11 protein-coding genes are annotated in these 15,939 nt (G+C 68.7%); 2 read left to right on the forward strand and 9 right to left on the reverse strand.

The genetic code is table 11. The features are described from left to right. Positions 1-215: 215 nt before the first annotated feature. From DKM19_RS39715 to DKM19_RS39750, 8 genes are all read right to left on the reverse strand, one after another. On the reverse strand, positions 216-626 hold the full coding sequence (locus tag DKM19_RS39715) for a cupin domain-containing protein (RefSeq protein WP_110703081.1): 411 nt from the start codon (positions 624-626) through the stop codon (positions 216-218). A 379-nt stretch (positions 627-1,005) separates the two neighbouring features. Continuing rightward, the gene (locus tag DKM19_RS39720) at positions 1,006-1,935 is read right to left on the reverse strand and encodes an aldo/keto reductase (protein ID WP_239513838.1); all 930 of its coding nucleotides are present in this window, start codon (positions 1,933-1,935) and stop codon (positions 1,006-1,008) included. Between the two features lie 267 nt (positions 1,936-2,202). After that, entirely contained in the window at positions 2,203-3,222 is a 1,020-nt protein-coding gene (locus tag DKM19_RS39725) for an ABC transporter permease (RefSeq protein ID WP_110703087.1), read from the reverse strand. Continuing rightward, complete coding sequence (locus DKM19_RS39730; RefSeq protein WP_110703090.1) at positions 3,222-4,715, reverse strand: sugar ABC transporter ATP-binding protein; 1,494 nt, start codon at positions 4,713-4,715, stop codon at positions 3,222-3,224. The genes DKM19_RS39725 and DKM19_RS39730 overlap by 1 nt, the downstream gene beginning before the upstream one ends. After that, positions 4,715-5,782 carry a sugar ABC transporter substrate-binding protein gene (locus tag DKM19_RS39735; RefSeq protein ID WP_110703093.1) on the reverse strand — a complete coding sequence of 356 codons (1,068 nt, stop codon included), beginning with the start codon at positions 5,780-5,782 and terminating at the stop codon, positions 4,715-4,717. Before DKM19_RS39735 ends, DKM19_RS39730 begins: the two co-directional genes overlap by 1 nt. A gap of 231 nt (positions 5,783-6,013) precedes the next feature. Continuing rightward, positions 6,014-6,760, reverse strand: coding sequence for an SDR family NAD(P)-dependent oxidoreductase (locus DKM19_RS39740; protein ID WP_110703096.1), 747 nt, complete (start codon positions 6,758-6,760; stop codon positions 6,014-6,016). Then, positions 6,753-8,114, reverse strand: coding sequence for an L-fuconate dehydratase (locus tag DKM19_RS39745; RefSeq protein WP_239513839.1), 1,362 nt, complete (start codon positions 8,112-8,114; stop codon positions 6,753-6,755). Before DKM19_RS39745 ends, DKM19_RS39740 begins: the two co-directional genes overlap by 8 nt. Beyond that, positions 8,111-8,956 (reverse strand): fumarylacetoacetate hydrolase family protein, encoded by an 846-nt coding sequence (locus DKM19_RS39750; RefSeq protein ID WP_110703099.1) that lies wholly within the window; start codon positions 8,954-8,956, stop codon positions 8,111-8,113. Before DKM19_RS39750 ends, DKM19_RS39745 begins: the two co-directional genes overlap by 4 nt. Before the next feature lie 443 nt (positions 8,957-9,399). On the opposite strand from DKM19_RS39750, the gene DKM19_RS39755 reads away from it, so the two are divergent. Continuing rightward, positions 9,400-12,639 carry a glycoside hydrolase N-terminal domain-containing protein gene (locus DKM19_RS39755; RefSeq protein WP_239513840.1) on the forward strand — a complete coding sequence of 1,080 codons (3,240 nt, stop codon included), beginning with the start codon at positions 9,400-9,402 and terminating at the stop codon, positions 12,637-12,639. A gap of 376 nt (positions 12,640-13,015) precedes the next feature. Beyond that, positions 13,016-14,221, forward strand: coding sequence for a cytochrome P450 (locus DKM19_RS39760; RefSeq protein ID WP_110703105.1), 1,206 nt, complete (start codon positions 13,016-13,018; stop codon positions 14,219-14,221). Between the two features lie 116 nt (positions 14,222-14,337). On the opposite strand, the gene DKM19_RS39765 is transcribed toward DKM19_RS39760, so the two are convergent. Next, a complete protein-coding gene (locus DKM19_RS39765) occupies positions 14,338-14,868 on the reverse strand; it encodes a hypothetical protein (RefSeq protein WP_162642108.1) in 531 nt (176 codons plus the stop codon). Between the last annotated feature and the right edge of the window lie 1,071 nt (positions 14,869-15,939).

A 15,939-nucleotide genomic window follows, 5' to 3' on the forward strand; every position in this document is an offset into this window, starting at 1 on the left:
GAAAACCGCCTGGGGCGGATGAGGGGCCCTGCTCCGGGAAAACGCCTGAGGCGGCCCACGAGGGCCCTGCCGTCCGGAAACCGCTCAGGGCGAAGGGCCCTGCCGTCCGGGAAACCGCTTGAGGCGGCCCGCGAGAGCCCCGCATCCGGGACGAACCGCTTGGGGCGGCCCGCGAGAGCCCGGCCTCACGCCGGACCCACGCGGGCGGTCCACGCTCAGACGACCCAGGCCGGCACGAGCTTGTCGCCGTCGGGCACGGCGCATTCCGCCGAGACCTGGATGCCGTCGGTCACGTAGGCGCGCATGCCCGCGGGGGCGACGACGATGGCGGTGAAGCCGGTCGCCGGGGCCGAGCTCAGACGGCGCGGCACGTCGGCCGGCATGACGAGGGTGTCGCCCGGCTCGACCGTGAGAGTCTCGTCGCCGAGCTCGACGGTCGCGCCGCCGTCCAGCACGGTCCACACCTGCTCGGTGTCTATGGCGTGCGGCGGCCCCACCTGGCCGGGGTTCATGTCGACGCGCCAGACGACCTGGCCGGCACCGCCCTGGGACGGGGAGGCGAGCGTGGTCATGACGGCGTTGGGCGTCTCGGTCCGGCGGCTTTCGGCATGGCGGATGACAGGCATCGGGAAATCCCTCAAATAGACAACGTGGTTGTCTAAATAGTGAACCAGGTTGTCTATCGTGTCAATCCGGTCGTGCCCTCGGCTCCCCCGTGAAATGGGTGCGCGTCTTCGGCTCCCGTGTGAAATCAGCCGGGCGTCTCGACGAGCTGTGCGCCCGTCGAGACGTCCGGCATGGCGTCTACGGCGCGAGCGGGCCCGACCATTCGAGACCGGGCCCGCCCGTTCGTGAACGGGCCCTGCCGTCTGCGAGCGGGCACGGCCGCGAGCAGGAACGGCCGTTCGAGAGCGGGCCCGGCTGTTCGTGAACCGGCCCGGCCGTTCGAGAGCGGGTCCGGCCGTTCGTGAACCCGTCCGACCGTTCGCGAGCGGGCCCGGCCGTTCAGGCCGGGATCAGTTCCTCCGCGACAAGGTCGGCCCAGAGGGCCTCGGGGACGGACTCGGCCACCAGGGCCGCGTTGGCGATGACCTCGCCGGCGGAGCGGGCGCCGACGACGACCGAGGCGATCGCCGGGTGGCGCAGGGGGAAGGCCAGTGCCGCCTGGGGCAGGGTGACGTCGTGCCGCTCGCAGACGGAGGCGATGCGGCGGGCCTTGGCGAGCAGGGGCGCGGAGGCCGGGGCGTAGTCGTAGGTGCCCGCCGGGTCGTGGGTGGCGAGCAGGCCGCTGTTGAAGGCTCCCGCCGCGAGCACCGAGACGCCACGCTCCTCGCAGAGCGGCAGCAGTTCCCCGGCCCCCGACTGGTCGAGCAGGGTGTAGCGCCCGGCCAGCATGACCAGGTCCACCTCCGTCTCGCGGACGAACGCGGCGAGCATTCCGGCCTGGTTCATCCCGACCCCGACGGCCTTGACGACACCCTGGTCGCGCAGCTCGGCCAGCGCCGGATAGGCCTCGGAGACGGCCTGCTCCCAGTGGTCGTCCGGGTCGTGGATGAGGACGATGTCGACCGCGTCGAGGCCGAGCCGCTCCAGGCTCTCCTCCAGCGACCGCCGCACCCCGTCCCGCGAGAAGTCCCACACCCGGCGGACGTCGGCGGGCACGTCGAAGCCCTGGTCGTCCCTGCCTCCGTCCGAGGAGGGGACGAGCAGGCGGCCGACCTTCGTCGACAGGGTGTAGGAGTCGCGGGGCCTTCCCGCCAGGGCCGCGCCGAGGCGCCGCTCCGACAGGCCGAGCCCGTAGTGGGGCGCGGTGTCGAAGAGGCGGAACCCCGCCTCGTAGGCGGCGTCCACCGCCGCCCGAGCCGCGTTGTCGTCCACCGCCGAGAACAGGTTCCCGATCGGTGCCGCGCCGAAACCGTACCTGCTGACCTGCACCGCTTGCTCCGTTCTGTACGGCTTGATGTTCTGTCCGGCTTGATGTTCTGTCCGGCTTCACGTCTCTCGTGCGGCCCGAGGTCTGCGCACGGCTCCGCGTCCGCACATCTCTCGTGCGGGCGCGCGCCCCGGCTTCACGTCTCTCCTACGCGCCGCGCACCTCGGGCTCGCATCTCTGCGGCTCGAGGTCTCCGTACGGCTACACGCCGATGCGGCTCGCGTCCCATCGGGGGCGAGCCGCATCGGCGGGAGGCGAGCCGTACCGCGTCAATCTTGGGCTTTACCGCCCGCCAGGCGGCTGATCATCAGGGCGATCAGGATGATGGCGCCGTAGACGAGCTGCTTCCACTCTCCGGGAACGCCCTTCAGCGTCAGGATGTTCTCGACGAGGCCGATCACCAGGACACCGGTGAGGGCGCCGAGGATCGTGCCCTTTCCGCCGTCCATGCTGACCCCGCCGATGACGGCGGCGGCGAAGGCCATGAAGATCCAGCCGACACCCTGGTTGGCGCTGATGCCGCCCAGACGACCGGTCTCCAGCACTCCGGCGAGCGCGGCGATGACTCCGCCGATGATGAAGACGACCCACAGGACCCGCTCGACCCGGATGCCGGCCGCGCGGGCGGCGTCGGCGTTGCCGCCGATGGCGTAGAGCGAGCGGCCGACCCGGAAGTACCCGAGCGCGACGATGGCCGCGGCGAAGAGCGCGCCCGTGATCCAGATGGCGGCCGGGAGGCCCAGCCAGGTGGCGCTGCCGAGGTAGAGGAACGACTCGGGCAGCTCGAACAGGCTCTTGCCCTGGGTGAGGCCGAGCTGGAGTCCGTGTACGACGATCATCATGGCCAGCGTGACGATGAAGGCCGACAGCTGGAACCGCATGATCAGGAAGCCGTTGAAGGCGCCGACCAGGCCGCCGACCAGCAGGCAGAGCGGGATCGCCAGGATCCCGGGCAGTTCGAGGCCGAACCCGCCGGCCGCCACCGGGATGACCAGCATCACGCCCACGGCGGGCGCCATGCCGACCGTGGACTCCAGCGACAGGTCGAACTTGCCGGCGATCAGGATCAGCGCCTCGGCGAGCACCACCAGCGCCAGGGCCGACTGCTGCTGGAGGACGTTGGTCAGGTTGCCCATGGTGAGGAAGACCGGGTCCACGAACGAACCGGCGATCAGCAGGACGACGATCACCGGGACGAGGGTGAGGTCCCGGAACCGCCCGAGCTGGATTCGCCTGCCCTGTGGGGCGGCCACCGCGGGAGGGGTCGGCGGGGTCTTTGTAGCGGTCATCAGTGGTGGATACCTTCCATCGCCGTCACCAGTTCGGTGTCGGTCCAGCCGCGTGGCACGTCCTTCACGATCTTTCCGTGGAACATCACCAGGACCCGGTCGCAGATACGCAGGTCGTCGAGCTCGTCGGAGACCAGTACGGCTCCGGCGCCCCGGTCGGCCGCGTCCTCCACGGCGCCGAGGAGGGAGTGCTTGGCCTTCACGTCCACACCGGCGGTCGGGTTGATGACCACGAGTGCCCGGGGGTCGTCCGCCAGCGCCCTGGCGAACACGACCTTCTGGGCGTTGCCGCCGGACAGGTCCGCCACCGGCTGGTCGGGGCCGGTCGTCTTGATGTCCAGCCGTTCGATCATCTGGGTGCCGCGCTCGCGGCGGCGGGCCGGGGAGATCGTGCCGAACCGGCCGAGCTTGCGCGCGATCGGGATGGTCGCGTTCTCCGCGATCGACAGCAGCGGGACGAAGCCCTCGTGATGCCGGTCCTGGGGGACGAAGCCGAGCCCCGCGGCGAGCGCGGACGGCACATCTCCCTGCTTGACCACGGTGCCGTTGACCGTCACCGTGCCGGTGCCGGCCTTGCGGAGGCCGACCAGGGTCTCCGCCAGGCTGACCTTCCCGCTGCTGCCGGATCCGGCCAGGCCGACGATCTCTCCGGCCCGGACGGTCAGGTCCACGTTCTCGTAGCGGCCTTCGAGTCCGAGCCCCTCGGCGGCGAGCACCACGGGGGCCGAGGCGTCGGCCGTACGGGATCGGTATTCGTAGGCGGCGGTGACCTCACCGGTCATCGCGTCGACGAGCTCGCTGTGCGGGAGGTCGCCGACCGAGGTGGTGAGGATGTGCCGGGCGTCGCGGAAGACCGAGACGCTCTGGCAGACCTCGTACACCTCCTCAAGGTGGTGTGAGATGAACATCATCGTCACGCCCTGTTCCCTGAGCGCGCGCATCCGGTCGAAGAGCCGCTGGATGGCCGGGCCGTCGAGCTGGGCGGTGGGCTCGTCCAGGATGATGAACCGGGCGCCGAACGAGAGCGCCCGGGCGATCTCCAGCAGCTGGCGCTGCTCGACGTCGAGGTCCCCGGCGAGGATGTTGGCGTCCACGTCCACGCCGTACTGCTCCAGGAGCTGCCTGGCCCGCGTGCGCATGGCCCGCCAGTTGATCGCCCCCCGCTCCGTCTGACGGTTGAGGAAGAGGTTCTCCGCGACCGTGAGCGAGGGGATGATCGTCGACTTCTGGTAGACGCACGCGACGCGCTGCCGCCAGGCGTCCCGGTCGGCCAGCGGCGGCGCGGGCTGCCCGCCGAAGCGGACCTCGCCCTCGTCGGGCCGCTGGAGGCCGGTCAGGATCGACACCAGCGTGGACTTGCCCGCGCCGTTCCTGCCGACCAGCGCGTGCGTCTCCCCCTCGGTGATGGCGATCCCGGCACCGTTGAGCGCGGTGGTCGGGCCGAAGCGCTTGGTGATCCCAAGCGCCTCAACCGCCTTAACAGAAGATGTCATCACTTAACCTGGTTGCCCCAGAGAGCCGGGTCGTCCACGTTCTCCTTGGTAACCAGCGGGGCGGGAAGCTGGTCCTCAAGACCGTTCGGCAGCTGGATGATCGTGCTGTCGTGGTCCGTCGGGCCAGGCTGGAAGGTCTTGCCGTCGAGCGCGGCCTTGGCGTAGAAGAGCGCGTACTTGGCGTAGAGGTCGGCCGGCTGGGAGACCGTGGCGTCGATCTCACCCTTGCGGATGGCCTCGAACTCCTGGGGGATGCCGTCGTTGGAGACCACGAAGACGTGCTTGGGGTCCTCCGGCGGCACGATCAGGCTCTTGGCCTTGAGCACCTGCAGGGTCGGGGCCAGGTGGACACCGCCGGCGTGCATGTAGATGCCCTTGATGTCCGGGTGCTGCTGGAGACGGGTCTGCAGCATCGAGGCGGCCTTCGTGCCGTCCCACTCGGTGGGCTCGTCGAAGACGGTGATCGCGGGGAACTTCTCCTTCATGCACGCGCTGAAGGCCTCGGCCCGGTCGCGGCCGTTGATCGAGGAGAGCGCGCCCATGAGCTGGACGACCTTGCCCTTGCCACCCAGCTTCTCGCCGAGGAACTCGCACGCCTTGGTGCCGTAGGCCTTGTTGTCGGCCCGCACGACCATGTAGACGTTGCCCTTGTCGGGGCGGGTGTCCACCGTGACGACCGGGATCTTCTTGCCCTCCAGCGTCTGCAGCGTGGAGGCGATCGCGCCGGTGTCCTGCGGAGCCATGACGATCGCCTTGGCGCCCTGGCCGATCAGTGCCTGGGTGTTGGCGACCAGCTTGGCCACGTCGTTCTGGGAGTTGGTCGGCGGCATCAGGTCGACGCCGATCTCGGTCGCCATCTGCGGGACGTACTTGTTGTAGGAGTTCCAGAAGTCGGAGTCGGCACGCGGGAAGTCGATCCCGACCTTGCCGCCTGCGGCCCCGGCGTCAGCGGTGGGCTGAGCGGCAGTGGTGGCGGCTGTGTCGGTGGGCTCCGACGAACCGCACGCCGAAAGGGTGAAAGTGATCGCAAGCAGTGCCGCGCCCGTCGCCGCAGTTCCGAGTTTCATACCGTTGCCTCGATTCGAAACCATATGGGGGGTGAATTGTCTCTAGTCTGATATCTCATTCGACAGGGTCTCTTCCCGTCGTGATCCTCACGGCTCCGCCGTCACGATCCGGTGGTCGATACGGTCTCCCGCCACGACCTCCGCGATCCTCACTGCTTCCCGTCACGATCCTCATGGCTTTACCGTCACGATTTCGTGATGCTCACGGTTTCCCGTACGACCTCGTGATTCTTACGACTTGGGCCGGAGCCTGAGCCCCTGCATCCCTCCGTCCACGGCCAGGGCCGTGCCGGTGGTGGATGCCGCGAGCGGGCTCGCGAGGTAGGCGATCGCGGCCGCGACCTCCTCCGCGCTCACCAGACGGCCCATCGGCTGACGCCCCTCCAGCGCCCCGCGTTCGGCCGCCGGATCCTGAGCCGCGTCGAGCAGGCGCTGCACCCACGGGGTGTCCGCGGTGCCCGGGTTGACGCAGTTGACCCTGATGCCGTCGCGGACGTGGTCGGCGGCCATCGCCAGGGTGAGCGACTGGATCGCCCCCTTGGACGCGCTGTAGAGCGCCCGCTGGGGCAGTCCGGCCGTGGCGGCGATCGAGCAGGTGTTGACGATCGCCGCGTTCGCCGAGAGTCGCAGGTGGGGAAGGGCCGCCCGGGTGACTCGGACGGTGCCCAGGACGTTGACGTCCAGGACCCTGAGCCACTCGTCGTAGGGGTTGTCCTCGATCGTCCCCGCGGCGCCGATTCCGGCGTTGTTGACCAGAATATCCAGGCCGCCCAGCTGCTCGACGGCCTGAGCGACCGCCGCAAGGACCCCTACCTCGTCGGTGACGTCGGCCTTGACCTCGATGAACGGCCCGCCGGACGCGTTGACGTCCAGGGAGGCGACATTCGCTCCTCGCTCGGCGAGCAGGGTGAGCGTGGCCAGACCTATGCCTGAGCCGCCACCGGTGACCAGGGCGCGCAGACCGTCGAACTCACCCATTGAGGGACCTCCAGACCGGACCGTCGGGATATGTGTGATCGGTGATCGAGGTGGCGCGCATGGCCGCGCTGAAGCCGGGCAGGCTCGGTGCGACGTAGGCGCCGTCCTTGATGACCACGGGGTCGATGAAGTGCTCGTGGAGGTGGTCGACGTACTCGATCACCTTGTTCTCCATCGAGCCGCTGACCGCGACGTAGTCGAACATCGACAGGTGCTGCACCAGCTCGCACAGGCCGACCCCGCCCGCGTGCGGGCAGACCGGGATGCCGAACTTGGCGGCGAGCAGCAGGATCGCGATGTTCTCGTTCACCCCGGCGACGCGGGCCGCGTCGATCTGGAGGTAGGAGATCGCGTCGGCCTGCAGGAGCTGCTTGAAGATCACGCGGTTCTGGACGTGCTCACCGGTGGCGACCGGGATGGGCGCGATGCCGCGGGCGATGGCGGCGTGACCGAGCACGTCGTCGGGGCTGGTCGGCTCCTCGACCCAGTGCGGCCGGAACTCCGCCAGGGCGTTCACCCAGGCGATGGCGGAGTCGACGTCCCAGCGCTGGTTGGCGTCGATCGCGATGGGGAAGTCCTCGCCGCAGGTGTCGCGGGCGATGCGCATCCGCCGCCGGTCGTCCTCCAGATCGGCGCCGACCTTCAGCTTGATCTGGGTGAAGCCCTCGGCCATGGCCTCCTTGCACAGGCGGCGCAGCTTGTCGTCGCCGTAGCCGAGCCAGCCGGGGGAGGTGGTGTACGCCGGGTAGCCCCGCTCCCGCAGGTTCGCGATCCGCTCCCGCCTGCCGGGCTCGGCGGCACGCAGGATGTCGAGTGCCTGCTCCGGGGTGAGCGCGTCGGTGAGGTAGCGGAAGTCGACCAGCGCGACGAGCTCCTCGGGCGACATCTCGGCGAGCAGCAGCCAGAGCGGCTTGCCCGCCCGCTTGGCCTTCAGGTCCCAGAGCGCGTTGACCACGGCGGAGATCGCCATGTGCATGACGCCCTTCTCCGGGCCGAGCCAGCGCAGCTGGGAGTCGTGGACCATGTCCTTCCAGAGGGCGCCCATGTCCTCGGCGTCCTTGCCGACCACGTACGATTCCAGCGCCCTGATCGCGGCGGTCTGCACCTCGTTGCCGCGGCCGATGGTGAAGGCGAAGCCGTGGCCCTCGAACCCGTCGTCGGTCTTCAGCACCACGTAGGCCGCCGAGTAGTCCGGGTCCGGGTTCATCGCGTCGGAGCCGTCCAGCTCCAGCGAGGTGGGGAAGCGGATGTCGTGGGTCTCCATCGAGGTGATGCGGTAGGCGTCGCCTCCCTTCTCCCCGGTGTCGGACGCCACGGCACTGTGCTCACTGGCCGGGCCGTTTCGCTCACTCATGCCTGTCCCACCGTCTGCCGCTGACGCCCCATGCCGTCGATCTCCAGCTCCATGACCTGGCCCGCGCGAAGGTAGGGCTTGTCCGGCAGGCCGAGCGCGACGCCGGCGGGGGTGCCGGTGTTGATGACGTCACCGGGCTCAAGGACCATGAACCGGCTGAGGTAACGGACGACCTCGGCCACGTGGAAGATCATGTTCTTGGTGCTTCCGTCCTGGTACGGCATGCCGTCCACCCAGAGCCGGAGACCGAGGTCCTGCGGATCGGCGATCTCGTCGGCGGTGACCAGCCAGGGGCCGAGCGGGTTGAAGGTCTCGCAGGACTTGCCCTTGTCCCACTGCCCCCCGCGCTCCAGCTGGAACTCACGCTCGGAGACGTCGTTGGAGATCGCGTAGCCCGCGACCGCCGCCAGGGCCTCCTCGTGACTCTCCGCGTAGCGGACGGTCTGGCCGATGACGACGGCCAGCTCGACCTCCCAGTCGGTCTTCACGCTGTCTCTCGGGATCAGCACCTCGTCGTAGGGTCCGACGATCGTGTTGGGAGCCTTCATGAAGATGATCGGCTCCGCCGGGATCGCGGCGTTCGTCTCCTCGGCGTGGTCACGGTAGTTGAGCCCGATGCACACGATCTTCCCCGGCCGGGCGATGGGCGCACCGATCCGCAGCCCCTCGCCGTCCAGCACGGGAAGCTCGTCCCGCTCCAACGCCTCGCGGACGCGTGCCACTCCCCCGGAAGCGAAGAAAGCCCCGTCGATCTCGGCTTCCGAGATTTCGCGGAGATTACCGGCGCCGTCCAGGACCGCCGGTCGCTCCTGGCCGACGGGTCCTACTCGCAGCAGCTTCACACCGCACCCTTCATTCATACATCGGATGTCTTGTCCCGTGATGCTCGATGACGCCGAACCCCCGTGTCAACCCCTCATGGACCGATACATCCGATCCGTTATAGACAAGAAACCGCAGCTGGCGGCCATATAACGGTACATCCCCGGATCGCGGGCGATCAGTCATCGGGTTGCTCTGTTCAGACGGCGGACGGGCTCACTCACGGGATCCCCGGTGCCAGCGGCCATCTGGTTGATCGAGAAGTCATAAACATCGGAGGATGAGCCTTGTTACGTCCGAATTTCAGTGCTATCTCCTAGAAGCAGATGGGCCCTGTGATCGGAGGAATTCGTTGTTCCACCCCTCAAGAAGACGACTTGCCGTTGCCTTCTTAGCCGCTCTGACCCTCACCACCAGCTTCTACGGCCAGAATCTAGCTCAGGCGAAGTCGGAAGGAGCCGTCGTGTCAGCCGATACACCCGATGACCTGACTCTCTGGTACGACAAGCCCGCCACCGACTGGGAGACCCAGGCGTTGCCGATCGGCAACGGCGCGATGGGCGCCATGGTGTTCGGCGGCGTCAACAGCGAGCAGATCCAGTTCAACGAGAAGTCCCTGTGGACCGGCGGTCCCGGCGCGAACAACTACGACTTCGGCAACTGGACCAGCCCCCGTCCCAATGCGATCGCCGAGGTTCAGGCGCAGATCGACCGCGACGGGAAGATGTCCCCCGAGGCGGTGGCGGCCAAGCTCGGACAGCCCAAGAGCGGCTTCGGCGCCTACCAGACCTTCGGGGACCTCTGGCTGGACATGCCAGAAGTCCCCGCGAGCACGGTCACCGGCTACCGCCGGGAGCTGAACCTGCGCGACGCGGTCGCCAAGGTCGGCTACACCTCGGACGGGGTGACCTACTCCCGCGAGTACTTCGCCAGCCACCCCAGCAACGTCGTCGTCGGCCGGATCTCCGCCGACAAGGGCGGCAAGGTCTCCTTCACGCTGCGCACCTCCTCGCCCCGCAACGACAAGCAGGTCTCGGTCTCCAAGGGCCGCCTCACCGTCAGGGGCACGCTCGCCGACAACGGCATGAAGTTCGAGTCGCAGGTCCAGGTGATCACCAAGGGCGGCACCCGCACCGACGGCACCGACAAGGTCACCGTCACGGGCGCCGACAGCGCGATGTTCGTGCTGTCGGCGGGCACCGACTACTCCGACGTCTACCCGACCTACCGGACCGTGGACCCGCACGCCAAGGTGACCGCGACGGTCGACGCGGCCGCCGGCAGGTCGTACGAGGGGCTCAAGGCCAAGCACCTGACCGACTACCGGAACCTGTTCGACCGGGTCAAGCTGGACCTCGGGCAGAAGGCGCCGACCATCCCGACCGACAAGCTGCGCGCGGCGTACACCGGCGGCGCCTCGACCGACGACCGGGCGCTGGAGGCGTTGTTCTTCGCCTACGGCCGCTACCTGCTGATCGCCTCCTCCAGGGAGGGGTCGCTCCCGGCCAACCTGCAGGGCGTGTGGAACAACTCCACCAATCCACCCTGGTCGGCCGACTACCACGTCAACATCAACCTGCAGATGAACTACTGGCTCGCCGAGCAGACCAACCTCGCCGAGACGACCGAGCCGTACGACCGCTACGTCCAGTCGATGATCGCGCCCGGCACGAAGACCGCCCAGGAGATGTTCGGCTCGCGCGGGTGGGTCGTCAACAACGAGACCAACCCGTTCGGCTTCACCGGCGTGCACAACTGGGCCACCTCGTTCTGGTTCCCCGACGCGGCGGCGTGGCTGACCCAGCAGATGTACGACCACTACCGCTTCAGCGGCAGCAACAAGTATCTGCGCAGCACCGCGTACCCGGTGATGAAGGGCGCGGCCGAGTTCTGGCTGGACACCCTCTACACCGACCCGCGTGACGGCAAGCTCGTGGTCTCCCCCAGCTACTCCCCCGAGCAGGGCGACTTCACGGCGGGCGCCTCGATGTCCCAGCAGATCGTCTTCGACCTGCTGACCAACACCCTGGAGGCGGCGAAGGAGCTGAAGAACGACAAGCCCTTCCAGGCCGAGCTGCAGGCCGCGCTGGACAAGCTCGACCCGGGCATCCGGATCGGTTCCTGGGGTCAGCTCCAGGAGTGGAAGGCGGACCTGGACGATCCGCGCAACGACCACCGGCACGTCTCCCACCTGTTCGGCCTGCACCCCGGACGGCAGATCACGGCCGGCACCCCGGAGGCCGAGGCGGCCAAGATCTCGCTCACCGCACGAGGCGACGGCGGCACCGGCTGGAGCAAGGCGTGGAAGGTCAACTTCTGGGCCCGCCTGCTGGACGGCGACCACTCGCACAAGATGCTCAGCGAGCAGCTCAAGAGCTCCACGCTGGACAACCTGTGGGACACCCACCCGCCGTTCCAGATCGACGGCAACTTCGGCGCCACCTCCGGCATGGCCGAGATGCTGCTGCAGAGCCAGCACGACACGATCGACGTACTGCCCGCGCTGCCGTCGGCCTGGTCCAACGGCTCGGTCACCGGCCTGCGCGCCCGGGGCGACGCGACCGTGGACGCCTCGTGGAAGGACGGCAACGCCGACAGGGTCACCGTGCACGCGGGAAGGTCCGGTCCTCTCAAGGTCCGCGCCGCCATGATCGGTGGCCGCTACCACGTCGAGGACGAGAGCGGCAAGACGATCGACCCGCCCCGCGACGGTGACGTCATCACCATCGACGCCAAGGACGGAGAGTCCTACACGATCGTCAACGGGGTGACCGTCAAGATCACCGCACCCGTGATCGCGGGCGCCGGCGAGTCGATCCCGGTCACCGTCACCGTCACCGCGCCGGGCACGAAGGACGTGCCCGCCGGCACGCTGGCCCTCACCCTCCCGCAGGGCTGGACCGCAACCCCCGCCTCGATCCAGGTGCCCGCCGTCTCGCCGGGCAACCCGAAGACCTTCTCGTTCTCCGTGGCCGTCGGCCCCGCGAACGGGACCAGGTCCGCGCGGATCGCGGCGGAACTCTCGGGCGACGGCTGGAAGGCGGGCAGCTCGGCGGCCGTCGGCCTCAACCCGTGCGTCACCCCGCCGACGGACAGGGCCGTCGTCGCGTGGGACCCGACGTCGGGCACGACCGTGACCGACAGCTCCGGCAGCGGCAGGAACGCCAACGTCGTCGGCACGGCGACCTACGACACCACGGCCCCGAGCGGCAGCGGGCTGGTCCTGAACGGCTCGACCTACCTCACCACGGCGAGCACGCTGCTGGGCTACATGCCCGAGGCGACGTTCGCGGCCGAGGTCAAGATCGGAGGGACCGGCTACCGGAGGCTCTTCGACTCCCAGCCGGGCGGCAACCCCGGCACCGACGGGATCATCGTCGACCTCACCCCCTCCAACACCCTGCGCTTCATCGGCGCCGGGCAGAACGTGGGGCTGAGCGGGACGATCCCGACCGGCCGCTACATCGACCTCGTCGTCACCATGAACCGCAACGGCGTGATCAACACCTACGTCGACGGCACCCGGGTCGGCGGCGGCACCGCGACCACCGACGGCATCACCGGCTGCACGGCACGCCCGCTCCGCTTCGGAGCGGACCAGGACGGCGGCCAGCGTCTCACCGGAGCCGTCGACCGCATGGCCATCCTTCCCCGGGCGCTGACCGCGGCCGAGGTCGGCACCTGGCGTGACATCGCCTTCTGACCCGTCAGGCGATCATCTGATCCATCCGCCGGTCATCTGAGAGGTCCGGCGGCCATCTGAGACGAGGCCCGGGGAGCAATCGCTCCCCGGGCCTCCTTGACGCCGCCCCTCTTGACGCCGTCGCCGCCACGTAATAGAACACGTTCTAGAATGCTGTCCCGTCGAGCGGTCGATCACGTGCTTGACGGCTCGGCACGGCCTTCACGGAAGGTGGGCTCCTTGACGTCCTCGCGACTCTCCCGTCCGCGACGTGCGTCCTCGCGAGGAGCTTGTCGCAAGATCAGCCGAGTGCGGCCTACCGAGCCCGTATCCACGTAGGCTGCACCGTTATGAGCCGCGTCACGAGGACGCACGCACGGTTCGCGCAGGAGGACCAATGGACATCGATCTGGTCGACAAAGACTTTTATTGGCGTAACGGAGCGCCTTATGACCAGTTGGGCTGGTTGCGAGCCAACACGCCGGTCTACCTGCACGAGGGCGACACCGAGCGCGGCTGGCCCGGGTTCTGGGCGGTCACCAAGCACGCCGACGTTGTGCACATCTCCCGCCGGTCCGACCTGTTCTCGTCGAGCAAGAAGCTCGCGCTCTTTGACGAGGTGCCCGAGGAGCAGCGTGAGCTCCAGCGGATGATGATGCTCAACCAGGACCCGCCGGAGCACACCCGGCGACGCTCCCTGGTCAACCGGGGCTTCACCCCGCGCATGATGGGCGCTCTGGAACAGCGCATCCGTGACCTCTGCAACCAGCTGGTCGACGAGGCCAAGGGCCTTCCCTCCGTCGACTTCGTCCGGGACATCGCCGCCCCGCTGCCGCTTTATGTGATCTGTGAGCTGCTCGGCGCCCCCGTCGAGGACCGGAACAAGATCTTCAAGTGGTCCAACGAGATGATCGGGGCCGAGGACCCGGACTACGCGGCCGACCCCGCCGAGGGCACGAACGCGGCCATGGAGGTCTACGCCTACGCCAACGCTCTGGCGGCCGAGCGGCACAAGAATCCCCGCGAGGACATCGTCACCAAGCTGCTCATGCCCGACGCGGCCGGCGAGACGCTCACCGAGGAGGAGTTCGACATGTTCGTGCTCCTTCTGGTCGTCGCGGGCAACGAGACCACCCGCAACGCGGCCTCCGGCGGCATGCTCGCCTTCTTCGAGAACCCCGAGCAGTGGCAGCGCCTGGTCGCCGACCCCTCCCTCGCCCGGACCGCGTCCGACGAGATCGTCCGCTGGGTCTCCCCCGTCAACCTCTTCCGCCGTACGGCCACCGTGGACACGATGATCGGTGACCAGGAGATCAAGGCCGACGACAAGGTCGTGGTGTTCTACAGCTCGGCCAACCGGGACGAGGACGTGTTCGCCAACCCCGAGAGCTTCGACATCGGCCGCGACCCCAACCCGCACATCGGCTTCGGCGGCGGCGGAGCCCACTTCTGCCTCGGCAACCACCTCGCCAAGCTGGAACTGCGGGTCCTCTTCGAGGTCCTGGCCGAGCGGCTGCCGAACCTGGCGCAGGCCGGCCCGGCCCGCCGGCTCCGTTCCAACTTCATCAACGGCATCAAGGACCTTCCGGTCACCCTCGTCTGAGGGTCGGCGCCTCGGAGGACCGGAGCGGCGCGGATATGCCCCGCGGTGTCTGACGTGGCCGGCCGGCGTGGCCGCACGCCGGCCGGCTGCCCGGCGGTTCTCTCCCGAGAGCCACGTCAGGCGACGGAGTGCGTCACCGTGCCCGTGTAGGGGCCCGCGACGGCGCTGTTCGGGATGGCCACCACGAGGGTGGGGTTCCAGCTGGTGGAGGTGCCGAGCACCCCGGCCGTCTTGGAGAACGCCGTGCGCGGGACGGAGAGGTCCTGCGCGAGCAGAGCGGTGAGCTGTCCCGGGGTCCGTATGGCGATGCCCACCGAGGCGGTGACCGGACCCGACCAGTACGACACTCTGCCCTTCCCGACGGTCTGCGCGGAGGAGCCCGCTCCCGTGGTGAAGTTCGTCGCCGACACGGTCGCCGTCCAGCTGGCCAGGATCAGCCGGTTGTCGACCACCGTGACAGTGCCCATCTGCCTGCTGATCGTGCCCCCCGGGGCCGCTCCGCCGAGGGCGACCGAGGTGGGCACGCTTATCGACAGGGCATCCGCTCGCAGCTCGGTCGTGTCCGTTGACGCGACGGCCGGCGCCGGGGGTGCGGCGAGCCCGAAGGCCAGGGCTACCGAGGCCATCAGCGGCTGAGCTGGCTGCATGGGTGTTCCTCCTTGTCAGGGCCGAAGCCGGGGGCGTGACGGCTCGGGAACGGCAGCGGACGGACCGGTACGCGTATGCCCGGCCCCGTGGACGGTTGGAATTCGCCACAGCCGACGCCCGCCGTCGTCGTCGCCGTAGCCCGAGAAAGTGATCACGTCCAGCTTATTCGGGGTCTCTGTCAATCCAAGGATCACAGGCCGTCGTCCAGAAGAATTGATAATCCGATATCGGCAGCCATATCAACAGGCCGACTTCCTGCGATTCGTAGGAAGTCGCCGATGTAAATATGCGGTCGTGAAGGACAACTAAGGACGGCCCATATGATAAGTGCCGTGCCCGGATAACACCGGGCACGGCACTCACAGCTACTCAGTCATGCTCTGACAGGAAATCAGAGCGGCGGAGTCGCATTGACGAACGAGGTGCAGTTCGCCGGGTAAGCAGGAGGCCCAAGGGGCGCTCCCGGAGCGAAGAAGCCTCCCAACACCGGGATGGGAAGTCCCAGGAGGCACCTCGAGTGAGCGATATCTCCTATTTCGTTCTGCACCGTGATGTGAAGGTACGGAAGCACCCCGTCGAGGAACTCCGTGGTAGCGACGTCGACCGCGTCTGCGGGATAGTTAGGTATCCCCGACATGTCATGCCAGACGGGAGTCGTTCGCGGGTCGCGAAGGAACAGCGTCGAGTCGGTCCGCACAGATGTGATGATCTCGTCGAGAAGCAGGAACGCCGAGTCGACAGCGGACGGCGGTGCCAGAGGGCCAACCGGGCCCGCCGGGCCCGCAGGACCCGTGGCGCCCGTGGCACCGGCCGGACCGGTGGCACCGGCCGCACCGGCCGGACCCGCAGGACCTGCCGCACCCGGAGTACCCGCAGGACCCGTCGCACCTGTCGCACCTGTCGCGCCCGCCGGGCCCGCAGGACCCGCGTCGCCCGTGGGACCGGCCGGACCGGCCGCACCCGGAGCACCCGCGGGACCCGCGGGACCCGTCGCACCCGTCGCACCTGTCGGACCCGCCGGACCCGCGTCACCCGCGGGACCGGTCGGACCGGCCGCACCCGGAGTACCC

Origin of the sequence: Streptosporangium sp. 'caverna' (genome assembly GCF_003203775.1) — a bacterium.
GTDB lineage: Bacteria > Actinomycetota > Actinomycetes > Streptosporangiales > Streptosporangiaceae > Streptosporangium > Streptosporangium subroseum.

What these genes read in the sequence shown, in the direction of transcription:
- DKM19_RS39730 (WP_110703090.1), bottom strand. Translation starts at nt 4,715, where the DNA reads ATGACATCTTCTGTTAAGGCGGTTGAGGCGCTTGGGATCACCAAGCGC.
- DKM19_RS39745 (WP_239513839.1), bottom strand. Translation starts at nt 8,114, where the DNA reads ATGAGTGAGCGAAACGGCCCGGCCAGTGAGCACAGTGCCGTGGCGTCC.
- DKM19_RS39715 (WP_110703081.1), bottom strand. Translation starts at nt 626, where the DNA reads ATGCCTGTCATCCGCCATGCCGAAAGCCGCCGGACCGAGACGCCCAAC.
- DKM19_RS39735 (WP_110703093.1), bottom strand. Translation starts at nt 5,782, where the DNA reads ATGAAACTCGGAACTGCGGCGACGGGCGCGGCACTGCTTGCGATCACT.
- DKM19_RS39725 (WP_110703087.1), bottom strand. Translation starts at nt 3,222, where the DNA reads ATGACCGCTACAAAGACCCCGCCGACCCCTCCCGCGGTGGCCGCCCCA.
- DKM19_RS39740 (WP_110703096.1), bottom strand. Translation starts at nt 6,760, where the DNA reads ATGGGTGAGTTCGACGGTCTGCGCGCCCTGGTCACCGGTGGCGGCTCA.
- DKM19_RS39760 (WP_110703105.1), top strand. Translation starts at nt 13,016, where the DNA reads ATGGACATCGATCTGGTCGACAAAGACTTTTATTGGCGTAACGGAGCG.
- DKM19_RS39765 (WP_162642108.1), bottom strand. Translation starts at nt 14,868, where the DNA reads ATGCAGCCAGCTCAGCCGCTGATGGCCTCGGTAGCCCTGGCCTTCGGG.